Here is a 17,977-nt window from a genome sequence, read left to right on the forward strand (position 1 = left end):
GGCGATGCGCAGGCTGATTGACAAGCCCTCGGCGGACCACCGTGCCCGGTTCAGAGATCGCATCCCGCGGTTCCTGCTGACCGTCGATACCGAAGAGGAATTCGACTGGGACAAGCCTCTCGCGCGCGACAGCCAGAGTACCCAGCACGTCAGCCGATTGCAGAAATTTCAGGAGTTCTGCGAGCGAAGCCGGGTGGTGCCGATCTATCTGGTCGACTGGCCCATCGCCAATTCGCCGCTGGCAGCGGACATCCTGCGCACGCCGCTGGCCGAAGGTCGCGCGGAGATCGGGGTGCAGCTACACCCATGGGTCAACCCTCCGCACGAGGAGGAGGTGACACAGGCCAATTCCTTCGCGGGCAATCTGCCGCGCGATTTGGAAGCCGCAAAACTGCGCCAGTTGCGCGACCGGATCGAACAGAATTTCGGCACGGTGCCGCTGATCTATCGTGCGGGCCGCTATGGCTTGGGGCCAAACACCGCCGAATTGCTGGCCGAGAACGGCATCGCCATTGATAGCTCGGTGCGCCCCAAATTCGACTACTCGGCCACAGGCGGGCCCGATTATCGCGGATTTCCGATCCATCCCTATTGGCTCGACGACGCCAAGACGCTGCTCGAACTGCCGCTCACCACATCCTTCTGGGGTCTGCTGCGGCGGCAGGGCGAGACGATTTACCCCCGGCTTTGGCGCGCGCCCGCCATGCGCGGCTTGCTCTCGCGCGCCGGTTTGCTGGAACGGGTTCCGCTCACCCCCGAAGGCACCAGCGCGGATGAGGCCATTCGCGGGATCGACATTGCGCTGGACGATGGCGCGCCGCTGCTCGTCTTTTCGTTCCACAGCCCGTCGCTCTCGCCCGGCAACACCCCCTATGTCCGCAACGAGGAGGATCTTGACGACCTCTACGACTGGTGGCGGCGGATCTTCGCCTATTGCGAGCAGCGCGGCGTCAAACCTTCCAGCGTCGCCGATGTGATGATGACGGTAATCCGCTGACTTTTCCCCGGCGTGCCGGTGGCGGCTGGATTTTGCGTCCAACCGCGCTAAACTGTGGCAAGAGAGAGGGTTAAGCGGACATCCCATGCACAGGGTAACTTCCTTCGAAGTGGCGGAGCGGGCTGGCGTGAACCAGTCCACCGTATCGCGGGCGCTTTCGGGCGATCCTTCGATTACCGAGCAAACGCGGGCGCGCGTGCGCGAAGCCGCCGATGCGCTGGGATACCGCGTCGATGCCCGCGCCGCGCGGCTGCGCAGCGGCAAGACGCGCACCATCGCCATCATCGTCATCACCCGCCCCGGCAAGGGCGCGACCGAGATCAACCCGTTCCACTACAATCTGCTAGGCAGCACCTGCGCGGCAGCATCCGAGCTGGGGTATCAGGCGCTGGTCAGCTTCCAGTCGGAAGAATGCCATTTCGACAGCGACTATATCGAAACGCGGCAGGCCGATGGCATCGTGTTGCTGGGCACCAGCACCAATGATGCGGCGTGGGAATATCACCGCCCGATCCTCGGCCGGCCCGAAGTCGCGTGCTGGGGATCACCCTATACCGATCATGACCGGGTGGATTCGGACAATCATGCGGGCGCGAAGCTCGCGGTAGAGCGGCTGCTGGCAGGCGGACACCGGCGGATCGCCTTTATCGGTGACACCTCGGAAACGCAGAACCAGTTCCGCGAACGGTATGACGGATATTGCGCGGTGATGGCGGAACACGGCTTGGAAAGCGCCGCGCCGGTGTGGGCCGAGGCTCCCTTGCGCGCCGAGCAGGGGCGGCTGTCGGTCGCCAAGTTGCTCGATAGCGGAATGGCCTTTGACGGCATCTTTTGTTCGTGCGACGCGATGGCTTTCGGCGTGCTGGAGGCGCTGACGGCGCGCGGAATACAGGTGCCGGACGAGGTGGGCGTGATCGGCTTCGACGGGCTCGGCTCGGGCGCGCACAGCAATCCGCCGCTGACCACGGTGGAGCCCGATTTCCGCGAGGCGGGATTGCTGCTGGCGAAGGCCGCGCTCGGGCTGGCAGAAGGCGAAGGCACCGCGCGGCAGATGCGCGCTCCGGTCAAGCTGGTCGAGCGCGAGAGTGTGCGGGCAGTGAAATAGGAGATTGATCCAAAATGGATTGGTGTCCTTGCTTTGTTCCGGCGTTGGTCTAGCATCGAGCCAGAAGGTAAGGAGATCTCAATGGCCGACGCGCAAGTTACCTGCATCAACAAGCAACCTCGCCAAAATCAGTACGAGGGGATAACCCACCTCGGCGGTGCTGGTTGGAAATGGACACGACAGCAAGTAATTGAGTCAATCGAAGCTGGGAACAATTCGTTTTACACGCTCGTCGATGGCAATCGAGGTGACATCGGAGTAGTCGATGGGCCGAATGGTAAGTATCTTCGAACTTATGCTGATGGGAAGTGGAACGACAATCTGCTCTCGCTCCCAGAATGCACTTGATTAGGGCTGCTGTCGGCTCCGAGCTCATAGTGGTTGGAGAGCATTGACTCGAAACAAGCCCCGGACGGTTTCGGCGCATGGCGCTGCGCTATCGCTTGCGAGTTTTTGGCCGAAACCGTCCCCCGGACTGCTTCGAGTCACAAAAACTGGTCGGGGAGACAAGATTCGAACTTGCGACCCCCTGTACCCAAAACAGGTGCGCTACCAGGCTGCGCCACTCCCCGACCGATTTTCCCGCATGAAGGATGGTGGGCCCGGCAGGACTCGAACCCGCGACCTAGCCGTTATGAGCGGCCAGCTCTAACCAACTGAGCTACAGGCCCCCGAGCCATCAGGTGGCGGGATGCACCCACCCTTCAATGCGAGCTGTGCCCCTAAAGCCAAGCCGCCCGCGCTGCAAGCCATTCAGTGCGCGATTGTGCTGCTACTCGCCCGCGACAATCCCCGGCCCGGCAATATCGCCCGGCTCGTTCGCCAGCACCTGCACCACCGCCGTCCACACCGCGACATTCTGCGCCAGCTCCATCGGATCGACCTTGTCGAGCGTGTCGTTGGGCGTGTGATGCAGATCGAAATAGCGGGTGCCGTCCTGCTGCAGATCGATAATCGGCCCACCCTGATCGCGCATGATGTTGAGATCAGCGCCGCCGGTTGCCACCAGCTGCGGCGCGGGCACCACACCGTAAGGCGTCACCGCCTCGCTCAGCCGTTGGAACAGCAGCGGATTGGATTGCGAGAAATTGGTCTCCAGCCGCCAGATCAGGCCAGCGCCGAAATCGCTTTCCAGCCCCACGCCCATTTCCTCGTCCGCATGGGCGGCAGAGTAAGCGGCGCTGCCCCACAGGCCGGTTTCCTCCGCGCCTGCAAACAGCACGCGGATGGTGCGCAGCGGCTGGCCTTGCTCGGCAACGCGCAAAGCAGCCGTAGCGGCGATGGCGCAGCCCGAAGCATCGTCAATCGCGCCCGTCGAATTGTCCCAGCTATCCAGATGGCAGGCGAGCAGCACCGGCGGCAGCGAAGGATCGCGCCCGATAATCTCGGCGGTCACATTGCCGCTCATCGTCTCGCCCAGATGGCGCGGGGTGAGCAGCAGATCCATTGTCACCGGGCCGTCCGTCCGCTCGAATATCCGCTCCAGCTGGTCGGCATCGGGATTGCTCAGCGCGGCGGCGGGGATGGGAGCAACGCCCGCAGGCCAGCTCGTCGCGCCGGTATGCGCCACGCGGTCATTGTCTGAACCGACCGAGCGGATGATGATCGCCGCAGCGCCTTTCTGCGCGGCAATCCCCGGCCCCTGTCGGCGCGGCTGGCCGAAATATCCGTAGTGCGAACCGTCCTGAGTCGCCCGCATGGCGTGGCCGAGATAGACGATCTTGCCCGCCAGACTGCCATCGGGCACCGCGCGCAGAGCATCGATATTCTCGAAATAGACGACCTCGCCGGTCAGCCCTTCTGGCGGAGTCGCGCCGGAGAAGCCCAAGGCGGTCAACACCACATTCTGCGGGAACGGGCCGGTGATATGCCCGCGCTCTTCCCCGCGCACCCATGTCTGGATCGGGAACGGCTCGTTGACGACATTCTGGAAGCCATGCGCGCGCAGCCAGTCCATCGCCCATGCGCGCGCCGCCGCCTCTTCGGGCGTACCCGCCAGACGCGGGCCGATTTCGGTGGTGAGACCTTCAAGGAAATCCCACGCAATTTCGTCATGCGCGCCGGGTTCCAGCCCGTAACGGCTGTCATAACGTTGGGCCTGGGCAGTGGCGGGAATGGCGAGCGAAAGCGCGGCGAGGGCGAGAGTCAGTGTCTTCATCGGGGAAGAGGCTAGGCCAGAGCAGGCGACCTGCCAAGCCCTTACCAGAAACGGCTGCCGGGAATGCCTTTGAACGGGCCGGCCACCTTGCTGGTGATCCAGCCCCCATAGAATTCGCCCGGCTGCGGGGTGACGGTTTCGCCATCCACCATGCAGCGGTCAAACGGTGCGGCGTAGAAGGCGAGATAGTCTTTCAGGATGCGGAATCCCGCCGTCGGACTGGCATAACTCCAGCCGACCCGCCCAAGCACGTCGTCACCCGCAACCACGTCCCAATACTTTGCCGCACCCTTCCATTCGCACATGGAAGACCCAGCCGCACGGCGGAGTACGCCCTTGGCAATATCTTGCGGCGGAATGTAGTAATTGGGCGGGTGGCTGGTCTCAAGCACGCGCACTGCATTCCGCGTGTCGGCGATTGTCATGCCGTTGTGCTCGATCACGATGTGCGCTGGCGTTGGCTCTGCAATTGCCGGGCGCGGATAATCCCACACGCTTTCCTGTCCCGGCTGGACGGGTTCGGGCTGCGGGTGCCCGATCATTGACGCACCAGCTTTTGCAAGCGTGGGCGGATGCGGAGGAAGAGCCGGTAAAGCATTTCGAAGAGACTACTCAGCACTGGCAGCCGCGCCAGATGGCCGAAGGGCTTGAGCAACGGGATCGCCCGCCACATCGCCGCAAAGCCCGCCGCACCGGATAGGATTTGGCCGTTCTCCCGCACATGAAAACGGGCGAGCAGTTCCTCCTGCGACACTGGGCAGCTTTCGGGCTGGCCCGCGCTCACATCGACAAAAGTGATCGCTCCGCGCCGGTCGAGCCGCCGCATCAGCGCGAATTCGCGGCGACAGAGCGGGCACGCGCCGTCATACCAGACGGTAACGTCACCCATCGCCCAGCACCCTTTCGGCCAGCGTGTCGCCCGACAGGAAGGCATTCTCGATCCGCGGGCCGAGCAACCAGTCGCCGCAAGCGCCCAGCCTTTGCTCTGCGTCCCAGTAAGCACCCAGCCCTGCGCCGCCGCTCATGGCGTAGCGCCAGCGATGCGCGGCGGTGTGGCGCGCGGGCGGCAGGCTCGCGCCCACGGCGTTGGCGAAGGCTTCGAGCAGGAGGCGGGTCACGTGCGCTGCGTCCTCCTCCAGATTCGCGCGGCTCCATTCGGGTGATCCCTGGATGACCCAGCACTCTGCCCCCGAACGCCCCGGCTTGGCCGAATTGCGCGCTGCCCAGCCGATGGCTCCGGCATGGCGCAGTGTGTCGGGCGCGTCGAGCTGTGCGTCAAAGGCCACCATCAGCGTCCAGCACGGATCAGAGACGGAATTGGTGGCCAGCTGCGCCAGTGGCGGGCAATGCGGCAGGGCGAGCGCGCCCACTTGTTCTGCCGGAACCGCGATCAGCACGGTGTCGAACAACATATCGGGCGCGCCCTCGCCCCGCAGTTGCCAGCTCTCTCTCACGCGGGAAATCGCTTCGATCCGCACACCGAACACGACGTTTTGTGCACGAGACATTTCCCGGATCGGCGCGTTCATGCCCGGCGTGCCGACCCACGCGCCCTCGCCCGCCGCCGGCCATCGGGCGACCACGCCCGCTGCTTCCCATTCCCGCACCTGCGCAGCGAAGCGATCATCGCGGACGGTAAAATACTGCGCCCCATGGTCAAAATGCAGCGTCTCGCCCGCCACCTCGGCGCGGCGTGTCGCCATCCGACCGCCCGGACCGCGTCCCTTGTCGAAAACCGTGACCGCCCGTCCCTGCGCCGCCAGCCGCGTGGCGCAGGCAAGGCCCGCCATTCCGGCACCGATAATTGCAATTGTCATCCTGCCTCAATCGCGCAGAGCGCAGAGTGTTCCAACGCCGCCAAGCCGCTTGCCCCCCGCCGCGCAAAACCCTATCTGCGCCCGCAACACATTCCCACTGATAGACCGATACGAAGGACCCGCCCGATGGCCGCTCAATACGCCTATGTCATGAAGAACATGACGAAGACCTTCCCCGGCGCGCAAAAGCCGGTGCTGCATGACATCAATCTGCAATTCTATCGCGGCGCGAAAATCGGCATTGTCGGCCCCAACGGCGCGGGTAAATCGACGCTGATCAAGATCATGGCGGGGATCGACACCGATTTCACCGGCGAGGCGTGGCCGGGCGAGAACATCACCGTCGGCTATCTGGAGCAGGAGCCCGAGCTGGACGAGAGCAAGACCGTGCTCGAAAACGTGAAAGACGGCGCGCGTGCAGTCGCCGACATGGTGGACCGCTTCAACGCGATCAGCGCCGAAATGTGCGAGCCCGATGCCGATTTCGATGCGCTAGGCGCGGAAATGTCCGAGCTGCAGGACAAGATCGACGCAGTGGACGGGTGGACGCTCGACAACCAGCTCGAAGTGGCGATGGAGGCCCTGCGCTGCCCGCCTTCGGATAGCGGCGTGGAGAGCCTGTCGGGCGGGGAAAAGCGCCGCGTCGCGCTCACCCGCCTGCTGATCCAGAAGCCCGATATCCTGCTGCTCGACGAACCGACCAACCACCTCGATGCCGAAAGCGTCAAGTGGCTCGAAAACCACCTGAAGGAATATGCCGGCGCGGTGCTGATGATCACCCACGACCGCTACTTCCTCGACAATGTGGTGGGCTGGATCCTGGAGCTCGATCGCGGCTCCTACTATCCGTATGAAGGCAATTACTCGACCTATCTGGAAAAGAAGGCCAAGCGTCTGGATCAGGAAAACCGCGAGGAATCGGGCAAGCAAAAGGCCCTCCAGCGCGAGCTCGAATGGATGCGGCAAACCCCCGCCGCCCGCCAGACCAAATCGAAAGCGCGTATCCGCAAGTTCGACCAGCTGCAGGAGGAAATGGGCAACCGCAAGCCGGGCAAGGCGCAGATCGTCATCCAGGTGCCCGAACGCCTCGGCGGCAAGGTGATCGAAGCCAAGGGCATTTCCAAGGCCTATGGCGACAAGCTGCTGTTCGAAGACCTGTCCTTCATGCTGCCCCCGGGCGGCATTGTCGGCGTGATCGGCCCCAACGGCGCGGGCAAATCGACGCTGTTCAAGATCATTACCGGCAAGGAACAGCCCGATAGCGGCACCGTGGAAATCGGCGAAACCGTGCGCCTCGGCTATGTCGACCAGAGCCGCGACCACCTCGACCCGAAGAAGAACGTGTGGGAGGAAATCTCCGACGGTTTGGACTACATGAAGGTCAACGGCCACGACACCAGCACCCGCGCTTACGTGGGCGCGTTCAACTTCAAGGGCACGGACCAGCAGAAGAATGTCGGCAAATTGTCGGGCGGCGAACGCAACCGCGTGCATATGGCCAAGATGCTGAAGCAGGGCGGCAACGTGTTGCTGCTGGACGAACCGACGAACGATCTGGACGTGGAAACTTTGTCGGCGCTGGAGGATGCGATCGAAAACTTCGCGGGCTGCGCCGTGGTGATTTCCCACGACCGCTTCTTCCTCGACCGTCTGGCGACGCATATTCTGGCGTTTGAAGGCGACAGCCATGTGGAATGGTTCGAGGGGAACTTCGAGGCCTATGAGGAAGACAAGCGGCGGCGCCTTGGTGATGCGGCGGATCGGCCTAGCCGGGTGCAGTATAAGAAGTTGAGTCGGTAGGGGGTCTAGCCAACTTGGCGAAGCCTAAAGGCCTCACATATAGTCGGTTCAAGGGCTTCCCTTGCCCACTTTGTCAGCTCGTATTCGACATGGGATATCTCAACGTCGGGGGCGTAGCGTGCCATTCTAATCGGCTTGGTCATTCCCACATCAGCCATCGCAACCAACAAATTGTGAATCGGACTTCCTTGGGTTGATCGAAAGCGATAAATTTCACTTTCCTCGCGCAGGTATTGATCTGCCGTGATGAAGACAGACAAATCGGCATCGCTAAGATTAGCCATCATCTGGGCGACTTCCTTACACGCCGCCACGAAGCTCTCTTTTGACTGTACTCTTGCCCTGTTCATAGCATCTTTTTCAGCGGCGATGCGCTCATCCTTGTTTCGCTTTATGTCGGCCATTATTGGCTTCCGCGCCCGGAAGGCTGCATAAAGCGTTGCTGCTGTTGCAAAGAGTCCGCTTAAAAGAAAATCGAACCTTCCTACTGCGATAAAGATCATCCCGGCAAAGGCTACGAACGTGCCGAGAAAGACCACAGAGAGAATGTCACGCAAGGATCTGGCCATCCACGCTTTATGGAGGATGAGCATTACTTCTGCGTAAATGGCGTTAGCGATCAGGATTTCGCCAATTGCCGAAGTCTTGCGCTCAGCCCCGTCCTTGGGCGATCCGCGCGCTGGAAACTAGGGTACCCCACGTCGCCTCATGGATGCCACGGGGATAAACAATAACCTCTTCGTCATTCCCGCGCAGGCGGGAATCCAGTTTGGCCTCGGCGCTTTGTTGCTCTGGATCCCCGCCTGCGCGGGGATGACGAGCGGGTTAGTCTAGCGGCTCAAATCCAAAGCCCCCGGCCAGATCGCGCCATCGGGGATTGCCTTCCTCGATCAGCCGCAGCTTCCATTCGCGGTTCCACTTCTTCAGCCGCTTTTCGCGCTGAATAGCGTTCTCCATCGTCGCGTGTTGCTCGAACCAGACGAGGCGGTGGATGCCGTACTGGCGCGAGAACCCCTCAACCTGTCCTTCGCGGTGCTGGTGGATGCGAGCAACCAGATCAGACGTCACGCCGATATACAGCGTGCCATTTCGCTTCGACGCGATGATGTAGACGCAGGGCTGAAATTCGCGAAGCATACCAAAACGCTACTGGATTCCCGCCTTCGCGGGAATGACGAAACGCAGCTAAGGCGACCTAAAGCGTAATCCAACACACCCCCCCTCCAATGGCAAACAATGCGCGCTGTCCTACACGCCCCAACCCCGCGCACAGACGGGTCATGTCTTCCGGTCAAGCCACACCGCACACCATCCAGCCAGCGCGCGAAGCACGGCCTGTGTTTTTTGCTCCAGGACTGTGTAACAGGTGTAACAGGTTCCCCGAAATCAGGGGCTTACGGCGTCACCCAGCGCCCCCTGACAGTCTCATCAGGCCCGCTTGCCATGTCGATCACCGCGCGGCGGTGGCCGTCATTGCTAAGGAACAGCCAGTCGACGCTCGCCAGCTCGACCAGCAACACCGCGAAGTTGCCGCGCGCGGGGGCAACCTGCTCTTCGGTGGGTTGTTGGCCCTCGATCCAGTCGGGCAGCCCGCTAGTGGGGGTGGCAGACGGCACGCCCGGCCCCTCGCCCATATAGCAGCGGCGGGCGAACTCGGTGCTCGCCGCCCACGCAGCATCGGCCACAGGGCCGCTCGTCTCGATCCGCCCGGTGCCCTTGCAGCGCAGCTGGATGCGTGCGGCCTGATCGTAAAACAGCACGCCCACCGGCGCGCCCCCGCTTTCTCCACCGCCGATCAGCGCGGCCTTGGGCGAGCGGGCATCGGTGTGGAAGCGCAGCGTGCGGCTGGCCGCATCATAGGCGCGCAGCACCATCACCCGCGCATCGGCATCACTGGTGGCAATCACCGCCTGATGGCAGGGCGAATGGCGGCTGCGCGCGCCTTCGACAAGGCGGCGTTCGATATCGGCGTGAATGTCGGCAAAGCTCTCCATAGCGGCGCTCTCCATGCCGCCCGGGCGCTGGCGGGGCAAGCGCGATCTGGTTCAGGCAGAGGGCAGCCAACCTTAACGAATGACTACGCAAGCGGTTCAGAGACCGGTCAGGCAGCGCCCGATAGGAACCGTGTGTTGTTAACCGTATCAGCGCCGCAGCACTCGGGCGGAATTGGTCACTTTGGGGAGAAGTTGCGATGCAACTCGAACACCTGTTGAAATCGAGCGCGATGGCCGCGCTCGCCGCCGTGATGCTGGCTCCCGCCACACCGGCTGCCGCTGCCGAGACCAGCTCTGCGGCAAATGCCAGCGAAAGCGTAATGCACGACCGGCAGGATCGCCGGGGTGCCCGGCAGGAACGCCGCGGTGGCAACCGCGAAGCGCGGCAGGAACGCCGTGGCGGCAACCGTGAGGCACGGCAACAGCGCCGCTCCGATGCCACCGGCGGCGAGCAGAGGCGTGCCCCGCGCGAAACCCCCACGGTGGAACGCCGCGCGGTCGAACGCACGGTGGAGCGGCGGCAGGAACGTCGCGCCGATAACCGTCAGGAACGTCGTGCCGAAACCCGGCAGGAGCGCCGGGCTGACAACCGTCAGGAGCGCCGTGCGGATAACCGGCAGGAACGTCGCGCCGATACCCGGCAGGAACGTCGCGCCGATACCCGGCAGGAACGTCGCGCCGATACCCGGCAGGAACGCCGGACCGATCGCCGTGTAGAACGGCGCGATGATCGCCGTGACAATCGCTGGGAACGGCGGGACGACCGCGCGGACCGGCGCGATGATCGCCGCGATGATCGCCGGGCAGACCGCCGCCAAGATCGCGCCGAGGAACGCGCCGTGGGCCGGGTCATCGGCCGCGAAGATCGCCGTTATGACCGCCGCGTCGATCGCCGCGAAACCTATCGTGACGGTTACCGCGAAGGCCGCCGCGATGCGCGCCAAGATTACCGCCGGTGGGATCGCAATGATTGGCGGCGCAACAACCGCTATGACTGGAATTCGTACCGCTATCGCAACCAGAACACCTATCGCATCGGCCGCTATTATGCGCCCTACCGCGATTACCGCTATCGCCGCCTGAGCATCGGCTTCTTCCTCGATACCGTGTTCTTTGGTGACCGCTACTGGATCAACGATCCGTGGCAGTATCGCCTGCCCGCAGTCTACGGCCCCTATCGCTGGGTACGCTATTACGACGATGTGCTGCTGGTCGATATCTACACCGGCGAAGTGGTCGACGTGGTCTACGACTTCTTCTGGTAAGCCGCTCTCCCGACATTGTCGGCGCGAGTGGCCGGCAATGGCCCTCCGGCTCTCAGCGCAGAGCCGGAGGGTTTCGCGCATCTATTGGGGCTTGCCTCCCGCCCGAGAGTTTGGAAGATGCCGCTCCGATGACCAGCGAAGCAAAAAGCAAATATCCGGCGAATTACGGCCAGTCGCGGCTGAAGCGGGTGGGCGATGCCGTGCGCCAGCGGCTCGAAGCCAATCCGGAAGCCTACAAGGTGCCCGTCGATGGGGTGGAACTGTTCGCAGTCGGCGATTTCATGTCGCCCGCCGAATGCGCCAAGATGTGCGAGTTGATCGATGCGACCGCGCGGCCCAGCCAGGTCTTCGATCTCGATTATTCGGACGGTTATCGCACAAGCTATTCGGGCGATGTCGATCCGTATGATCCCTTCGTGAAGAAGATCAACCGGCGGATCGACGATCTGATGGATATCGATTCCGCATTTGGCGAGAACATCCAGGGCCAGCGGTATCTGCCGGGGCAGGAGTTCAAACCGCATCACGACTGGTTCCATCCCAACACCAGCTATTGGGACAGCGAAATCGGCCGCGGCGGGCAGCGCAGCTACACGACGATGGTGTTCCTGAACGAGGTCGAGGCAGGTGGGACGACCGATTTTGTCGATCTCGGCATTTCGCTCGCGCCCAAGCCCGGCGTTCTGCTGGCGTGGAACAACACCGATGCGAACGGGCTGGTGAACCACAAGACGCTACACGCGGGCCGCCCGGTGATTGCCGGGGCGAAATACATCATCACCAAGTGGTACCGCGCGGAGTCGTGGGTTTAGGCCTTAGCGCGCCAAAGCCTCGGCGATCAGCTTGCGGCTGTTCTCCACGCCATACAGCGCGATGAAGCTGCCCATGCGCGGGCCCTGGGCGGAGCCGAGCAGGGTTTCGTATTGCGCCTTGAACCAGTCGCGCAGCGATTCGAAACCAAAGGCTTCGACCTTGCCGATTTCGTAGACGATGGTCTGCAAATCCTCTGCCGACATATCCGCGGGCACCTCGGCGAGCCGCGCATCGAGCGCGCGCAAGGCCGCCGCCTCGTTCGCCGCCGGAGCCCGCTTGACGAGCGTCGGGGCGACGAAATCGTGGTTATAGGCGAGCGCCTTGCCCACCAACACATCGAGATCGGGATGCGATTCGGGGCGCGCATCCTCGACGTAATTGCCGAGGTAGGACCAGACCTGATCGCGGTCAGCCTCTGCCCCAAGCACGCCCACGAGATTGAGCAGCAGGCCGTAAGTGACCGGCAGCGTATCGCCCGCCCCCACAGGCGGCTGCGCGCCGCTTTCGTCCTTCACCCGGAGCAGGTTCCACGCCGGATTTCCCAATTGCTTGTCAACGGGTTGCTCGGGAATGCTCGCACGGAATTGCCAGTACTCGTCCACCGCGCGCGGGATCACGCCGACGTGCAGCTGCTTGGCGCTTTTGGGGTTGGCGTAGATGTAATGGCCAAGGCTTTCCTCGCTGCCATAGGTCAGCCATTCCTCAATCGTCAGGCCGTTGCCCTTGGACTTGGAAATCTTCTCGCCATTGGCATCGAGGAACAGCTCGTAAATCAGGCCCTCGGGCTTGTTCCCGCCGAGCACGCGGGCGATCTTGCCCGATTGCACGCCGGTGTCGGTCAGATCCTTGCCATACATCTCGTAGTCGACACCCAGTGCGACCCAGCGCATGGCGAAATCGACTTTCCATTGCAGCTTGGACATCCCGCCCAGCGCGCTTTGCTCGATCACCGCGCCGTCTTCGTCCGTAAACCGCACTATTCCCGCATCGGCATCGACGACTTCTACGGGAACCTGCAACACATGGCCGGTGGTCGGGCTGATCGGCATGATCGGCGCGTAAGTCGCCGCGCGCTCTGCCCGAAGAGTCGGGAGCATGATGTCGAGGATCGCTTGATTGTTCCGCAACACACCCCGCAGCGCATCGTCGAACGCACCCGAATTGTACTGGCTGGAACTGGCGACGAACTCGTAATCGAAGCCGAAGCGGTCGAGGAAGTCGCGCAGCATCGCATTGTTGTGCGCGGCGAAACTTTCGAACTTCTCGAACGGATCGGGAATGCGGCTCAGCGGCTTGTGGAGGTTTTCCGCCAGCATGGCCTTGTTGGGCACATTGTCGGGCACTTTGCGCAGGCCGTCCATATCGTCGGAGAAGGCGACCAGCCGCGTGGGTGCGGGGTTGCCGTGTTTGTCCGCCGCGACGATTTCGTACGCCTTGCGAACGAGCGTGGTGCGCAGCACTTCCTGGAAGGTGCCGATATGCGGCAGGCCTGACGGGCCGTAACCGGTCTCGAACAGCACCGGCGCGCCGTCTGGCTTCCCGCCGGGATAGCGTTTGGCGAGCCGCTGTGCCTCCTGAAAGGGCCAGGCTTTGGACGTGCGGGCGGCGTTGATCAGGTCTGCGTCAAACATAGGGCCAAGCCCTTCGCGCAAAGCCGCGTCTGCTGCAAGAGCGAAGGCGCGGGGCTAACTCCAGTCGAAGGTGATGCTGCCCTTCACCACGGGTCGCTGGCGGGCGGCCTCGCGCTCGGCCGCGATGCGGCGCGCTTCGGCCTCGGCGCGGAGTTTCGCGGCGAGATTGGTGGTGACGAGCCCGCTACCGGCTGCCGGAGTGGCGGGCATAGAGGGAGCAGGACTGGCACTGCGCGGGCGGATCGAGACGAGGCTGGCGGGGTCAAAGGTCGGCTGCGGCAATTCGAGGATCGGTTCGGGCGCGGGTTCGGCGGGTTCAGCGGGCGCGGGTGCCGGTTCGGAATGCGGCAGCACTTGCGCAGCCGGCTCGGCCGGCGGGGAAGCGCGGCGGCGCAGAAGCAGCCAGCCGAATGCCGCCGCCAGCAATGCGCCAAGCAGCATGAGCCATGGCCAGCCGAACCTGTCGCTGGTTGCTCCGGCATCGGGCACAGCAGCGGTCGGGACTTCGGGCGCGGATATTGCCTCTCCCGCTTCCACCGGCACCGCCTCGCGCTCCGGCACAACCCTGCTGACTACCGCTGAAACTGCGGCCTCTTCCGCCTCCGCCACAGGATCGGGCGAAGCAGTGAGCGTTGGCGCAGCCGTCGGGCGCGACGACGGTTGCGAGCGGGGCGGCGAAGCAGCCTCGACCGGCGCGGCGGCGCGCGTCGGGGTCTGGGATGGCGCAGTTCTTGGCGTAGCCGTCGGCGCAGGCGTCGGCGTCGCCGCGCGCACCGGCTGCGAACCCAGCGTCGGCCCTTCAGCAGCAGGCTGCGTGCCCTCCCCCGGTGGCAAGCGGAAATCGCTTGGCGCGATCGGCGGCGGCGGCGATGTCTCCTGCGCCCACGCGGGCGCGCAGGGCAGCAGCGCCGCAGCAAGTGCAGTCAGGACAAGGGGCATACGCATGACGATGACAGTTATAGTCGCAGCCTGTTGCACTTTGCATGAACGACTGTTCAGAATGTGCCGCGCCGCGCCGAAACGTCCCGATGGTGCGGCGAAGGCGCAGCGGGAATGCAAATCGGGCATGGGCGCAAAGCCGATGTTTACTTTCCGTTCTCTTGCGCAATATTGGTCGGCGATGCCTGCCCAACCGCTACCCCTCCCCGCGCTCCACGCCAGCCATGCCGGAAGCTGGGTGCGTACCGCCAACGGGGTGACGCAGGGTCTATCCTCAGGGCAGGCGGTGATGGCGGCGGCGGATACACCGCACCTGCTCCTCAACGCGCCTTTGGTGGCGACACGATTGGGCTATCCCGACCTCTCGGGGCTCGATCTGTTGGAGCTGTTCGCCTTCGTCCACCCTGCCCGCTTCTGTGTGCCGACGCCGAAGGGGCTGGCGCACGCGTTGGGGCTGGAGGAGCCGGAGGATGGCGCGGATGTGCCTGCTTTCCTGCAAATGGCTGCGGGCGTGTTGCTGGAACATTGCGAAGATACCGGTTGGGCGGAGCGCTCAGGCGCATGGAGCAGCCTCGATTCGCTCGCCCGGCTGCGCTGGCCGTGGGCGCCCGTGCTGAAACCCCACGTCGCCAAGCCCACCATAGCGGAGAAATGGCTGTTCTCGCGCCTGCCCGAATGGGAAGAAGCCGCCGAGCGCCCGCAGCCCGCACAAGTCTCACTCGGCGAGGCCGAAGTGCTGGGCCAATTGGCAGCCCTCACCGGGAAAGGCGCGGAATATCGCGAAGGCCAGCGCGATTATGCCAGCGCCGTGGGAAGCATCTTCGCGCCGCGCGACAAGCATGCACGCCCGCACCTGCTGCTTGCCGAAGCGGGAACGGGGATCGGCAAGACGCTGGGCTATCTCGCGCCGTCCTCGCTCTGGGCGGAGAAGGCGACCGGCACGGTCTGGGTCAGCACCTATACCAAGAACCTGCAACGCCAATTGCGCGCCGAAAGCCGCCGCGCATGGCCCGAACAGCGCAGCGACGGCAGCCAGCCGGTCGTGGTGCGCAAGGGGCGGGAGAATTACCTCTGCCTGCTCAATCTGGAAGACGCGATGCAGGGCGGCTTCGGCGGGCGCGCGGCGGTGCTGGCGCAATTGGTGGCGCGCTGGGCGGCCTATAGCCAGGACGGCGACATGATCGGCGGCGATCTGCCCGGCTGGCTCGGCACGCTCTTCCGCAACCGCGCTATCCGTTCCCTAACCGACCAGCGCGGCGAGTGCATCTATGCCGGCTGCCCGCATTACCGGAAGTGCTTTATCGAACGCGCCGCGCGAGCGTCCGCGCAGGCCGATCTCGTCATCGCCAACCACGCTTTGGTGATGGTCAATGCTGCGCGAGGCCGTGATCATGCGCAGCGCCCCACGCGCATCATTTTTGACGAAGGCCACCACGTTTTCGATGCCGCCGACAGCACCTTCTCCGCCGCGCTGAGCGGGCAGGAGGCCATCGAACTGCGGCGCTGGATCATCGGGCCGGAGAAAGGCAGCAAGGGGCGCAGGCGCGGCCTTTCCGCGCGTCTTGCCGATGTCGCCAGCTATGACGAGGCAGGCGGCGAAGCGATCGAGGCGGCGCGCGATGCTGCGCTCGCGCTGCCCGGCGATGGCTGGCTGGGGCGGATTGCCGAGAACGCGCCCTCTGGCGAGATCGAGGAACTGCTCGCCGCCGTGCGCGCCGCGACCTATGCGCGCGACGAAAGCGGCGCGGCGGATGCGGGATACGCCTTGGAGACCGAGGCGGCAGGGCTGGACGGGCGGCTGATCGAGAAGGCGCAGGCGGCGGCAGAGGCGCTGGGCAAGATCCGTGTGCCCCTCATCAAGCTCGGCCTGCGGCTGGAAGCGATGCTGGAAGACCCGCCCGACTGGCTCGACGGGCAAGGCCGCGCCCGCATTGAAGGCGCGCGTTTCTCGCTAAGCTGGCGGATCGATACGCTGGCGGCGTGGGAAGCCTTGCTCGGGCGGCTGGGCGGCCCGGCCGACTCCGAATTTGTCGACTGGCTGGCGGTGGATCGCAACGATGCGCGCGAGTTTGATATCGGCCTTTACCGCCATTTCCTCGATCCGATGAAACCCTTTGCCAATGCCGTGCTCGACAGTGCGCATGGCGTTATGCTGACCAGCGCCACGCTGACCGACCGGCGCGAGGACGGGCGCGACTGGGCCACTGCCATCGCCCGCTCCGGCGCGCCGCATATCGCCGTGCAGCCAAAGCTGGCCGAAGCGGAAAGCCCGTTCGATTACGCCAGCAATGCCGAAGTGCTGATCGTCACCGATGTGCAGAAGGGCGATCTGGCGGGACTCGCGGGTGCCTATGCGCGGATTATCGAGGCGAGCGGGGGCGGGGTGCTGGGCCTGTTCACCGCGATCCGGCGGCTGCGCAGCGTGCACGGGCGCATTGCAGACCGGCTGGCGCGCGCGGGCTTGCCGCTCTACGCGCAGCACGTCGATCCAATTGATACCGGCACGCTGGTGGACATTTTCCGCGACGACCCGTCCGCCAGCCTGCTCGGCACCGATGCCCTGCGCGACGGGGTGGATGTGCCGGGTGAATCGCTACGCTGCGTGGTGATGGAGCAAGTCCCCTGGCCCAAGCCGAGCATCCTCCACCGCGCCCGACGCGCGGCAAACGGCGGCAGCGCCTATGACGATGCGATTATTCGCGGGCGGTTGGCGCAGGCCTTCGGGCGGCTGATCCGCAGCCGCGATGATCGCGGGCATTTTATCGTCCTCTCCCCCTCTTTCCCCAGCCGCCTGCTTTCCGCCTTCCCCAAAGGCGTGCCGATAACGCGGTTATCGCTGGACGAGGCTTTACAACGCGTCGCCAGCGGTGTTTCAGGAGCAACCGCCCCGACCAAAGAGGATCAGCCCACTTGAAACGCCTCGGCCTGCTGCGCCACGCCAAGTCCGACTGGGACGATATGAGCAAGCGCGATTTCGACCGTGGTCTGAACGACCGTGGCCGTCGCGGCGCCGCGCTGATGGGTGAGCATATCCGCGAGAGCGGAGCGAAGTGGGATCACATCCTCGCGAGCCCTGCCGAGCGGGTGAAGCGCACGCTGGAAGCCGCCGATCTGGGGGTAGAAACCTCCTACCGCGAACGCGCCTATCTGGGCGATTCGCCCACGCTGATGGGCCTGCTGCGCGAAATGCCCGACGAATACGATGCGATCCTGCTCGCCAGCCACAATCCCGGGATGCAGGAACTGGCGCTCGATCTGGTGCCGGTGGAGGGCGAGAACGCGCTCTACAACGAAGTGATGATGAAATACCCGACCGCGTCCTACGCGGTGCTGGAACTCGACATTGAAAGCTGGGCGGAACTGGACGCGGGATGCGGCCAGCTGGTCCACTTCGCCCGTCCGCGCGATCTCGATCCCGAACTGGGACCGGATAGCTAGGAGGTTGCTTGCGCCGCAGG

At 64.2% G+C, this 17,977-nt stretch carries 17 protein-coding genes and 2 tRNA genes; 8 read left to right on the top strand and 11 right to left on the bottom strand.

Features of this window, described 5'->3' with window-relative positions; all coding sequences use genetic code 11:
- Positions 1 to 4: 4 nt before the first annotated feature.
- The 3 genes from GC121_RS13755 (at position 5) to GC121_RS13765 (ending at position 2,450) form a co-directional block, all read left to right on the top strand.
- A complete protein-coding gene (locus GC121_RS13755) occupies positions 5 to 997 on the top strand; it encodes a polysaccharide deacetylase family protein (protein ID WP_151975223.1) in 993 nt (330 codons plus the stop codon).
- Positions 998 to 1,082: 85 nt separating this feature from the next.
- Positions 1,083 to 2,102: a LacI family DNA-binding transcriptional regulator gene (locus GC121_RS13760; RefSeq protein WP_199857877.1), complete on the top strand. Its 1,020-nt coding sequence runs from the start codon at positions 1,083 to 1,085 to the stop codon at positions 2,100 to 2,102.
- Between the two features lie 81 nt (positions 2,103 to 2,183).
- Complete coding sequence (locus GC121_RS13765; RefSeq protein ID WP_151975225.1) at positions 2,184 to 2,450, top strand: DUF3892 domain-containing protein; 267 nt, start codon at positions 2,184 to 2,186, stop codon at positions 2,448 to 2,450.
- Positions 2,451 to 2,597: 147 nt separating this feature from the next.
- On the opposite strand, the gene GC121_RS13770 is transcribed toward GC121_RS13765, so the two are convergent.
- From GC121_RS13770 to GC121_RS13795, 6 genes are all read right to left on the bottom strand, one after another.
- Positions 2,598 to 2,674: transfer RNA gene (locus GC121_RS13770), tRNA-Pro, on the bottom strand.
- A gap of 22 nt (positions 2,675 to 2,696) precedes the next feature.
- Positions 2,697 to 2,773, bottom strand: a tRNA-Ile gene (locus GC121_RS13775).
- A 101-nt stretch (positions 2,774 to 2,874) separates the two neighbouring features.
- Positions 2,875 to 4,260: a M20/M25/M40 family metallo-hydrolase gene (locus GC121_RS13780; RefSeq protein WP_151975227.1), complete on the bottom strand. Its 1,386-nt coding sequence runs from the start codon at positions 4,258 to 4,260 to the stop codon at positions 2,875 to 2,877.
- A 41-nt stretch (positions 4,261 to 4,301) separates the two neighbouring features.
- Positions 4,302 to 4,802 carry a DUF427 domain-containing protein gene (locus GC121_RS13785; RefSeq protein WP_151975229.1) on the bottom strand — a complete coding sequence of 167 codons (501 nt, stop codon included), beginning with the start codon at positions 4,800 to 4,802 and terminating at the stop codon, positions 4,302 to 4,304.
- Entirely contained in the window at positions 4,799 to 5,149 is a 351-nt protein-coding gene (locus GC121_RS13790; RefSeq protein WP_151975231.1) for a thiol-disulfide oxidoreductase DCC family protein, read from the bottom strand. The genes GC121_RS13785 and GC121_RS13790 overlap by 4 nt, the downstream gene beginning before the upstream one ends.
- A complete protein-coding gene (locus GC121_RS13795; protein WP_151975233.1) occupies positions 5,142 to 6,077 on the bottom strand; it encodes an NAD(P)/FAD-dependent oxidoreductase in 936 nt (311 codons plus the stop codon). Before GC121_RS13795 ends, GC121_RS13790 begins: the two co-directional genes overlap by 8 nt.
- A 126-nt stretch (positions 6,078 to 6,203) precedes the next feature.
- Between GC121_RS13795 and ettA the strand changes: the two genes are divergently transcribed.
- Positions 6,204 to 7,877, top strand: a complete 1,674-nt coding sequence (ettA, locus tag GC121_RS13800; protein ID WP_151975235.1) for an energy-dependent translational throttle protein EttA — start codon at positions 6,204 to 6,206, stop codon at positions 7,875 to 7,877.
- Between the two features lie 5 nt (positions 7,878 to 7,882).
- On the opposite strand, the gene GC121_RS13805 is transcribed toward ettA, so the two are convergent.
- The 3 genes from GC121_RS13805 to GC121_RS13815 form a co-directional block, all read right to left on the bottom strand.
- Positions 7,883 to 8,434 (bottom strand): hypothetical protein, encoded by a 552-nt coding sequence (locus GC121_RS13805; RefSeq protein ID WP_151975237.1) that lies wholly within the window; start codon positions 8,432 to 8,434, stop codon positions 7,883 to 7,885.
- Between the two features lie 268 nt (positions 8,435 to 8,702).
- Positions 8,703 to 9,014 (bottom strand): GIY-YIG nuclease family protein, encoded by a 312-nt coding sequence (locus tag GC121_RS13810; protein ID WP_151975239.1) that lies wholly within the window; start codon positions 9,012 to 9,014, stop codon positions 8,703 to 8,705.
- Positions 9,015 to 9,271: 257 nt separating this feature from the next.
- The gene (locus GC121_RS13815) at positions 9,272 to 9,886 is read right to left on the bottom strand and encodes a pyridoxamine 5'-phosphate oxidase family protein (protein WP_151975241.1); all 615 of its coding nucleotides are present in this window, start codon (positions 9,884 to 9,886) and stop codon (positions 9,272 to 9,274) included.
- A gap of 182 nt (positions 9,887 to 10,068) precedes the next feature.
- Here GC121_RS13815 and GC121_RS13820 point away from each other — a divergent pair, with 182 nt between their 5' ends.
- Together GC121_RS13820 and GC121_RS13825 are read left to right on the top strand one after the other, a co-directional pair.
- Entirely contained in the window at positions 10,069 to 11,136 is a 1,068-nt protein-coding gene (locus tag GC121_RS13820) for an RcnB family protein (RefSeq protein WP_234421274.1), read from the top strand.
- A 128-nt stretch (positions 11,137 to 11,264) separates the two neighbouring features.
- Complete coding sequence (locus GC121_RS13825) at positions 11,265 to 11,948, top strand: 2OG-Fe(II) oxygenase (RefSeq protein WP_151975243.1); 684 nt, start codon at positions 11,265 to 11,267, stop codon at positions 11,946 to 11,948.
- 3 nt (positions 11,949 to 11,951) lie between these two features.
- Here the strand turns inward: GC121_RS13825 and GC121_RS13830 are convergent, their stop codons facing one another.
- Both GC121_RS13830 and GC121_RS13835 read right to left on the bottom strand, forming a co-directional pair.
- Positions 11,952 to 13,580: a lysine--tRNA ligase gene (locus GC121_RS13830; RefSeq protein WP_151975245.1), complete on the bottom strand. Its 1,629-nt coding sequence runs from the start codon at positions 13,578 to 13,580 to the stop codon at positions 11,952 to 11,954.
- 54 nt (positions 13,581 to 13,634) lie between these two features.
- Positions 13,635 to 14,525 (bottom strand): hypothetical protein, encoded by an 891-nt coding sequence (locus GC121_RS13835; RefSeq protein ID WP_151975247.1) that lies wholly within the window; start codon positions 14,523 to 14,525, stop codon positions 13,635 to 13,637.
- 175 nt (positions 14,526 to 14,700) lie between these two features.
- Here GC121_RS13835 and GC121_RS13840 point away from each other — a divergent pair, with 175 nt between their 5' ends.
- Entirely contained in the window at positions 14,701 to 17,433 is a 2,733-nt protein-coding gene (locus tag GC121_RS13840; RefSeq protein WP_151975249.1) for an ATP-dependent DNA helicase, read from the top strand.
- On the top strand, positions 17,430 to 17,957 hold the full coding sequence (locus tag GC121_RS13845) for a histidine phosphatase family protein (protein WP_151975251.1): 528 nt from the start codon (positions 17,430 to 17,432) through the stop codon (positions 17,955 to 17,957). Before GC121_RS13840 ends, GC121_RS13845 begins: the two co-directional genes overlap by 4 nt.
- Positions 17,958 to 17,977 lie beyond the last annotated feature (20 nt).

It is taken from the genome of Erythrobacter sp. EC-HK427, from assembly GCF_902498745.1.
Lineage (GTDB): Bacteria > Pseudomonadota > Alphaproteobacteria > Sphingomonadales > Sphingomonadaceae > Alteraurantiacibacter.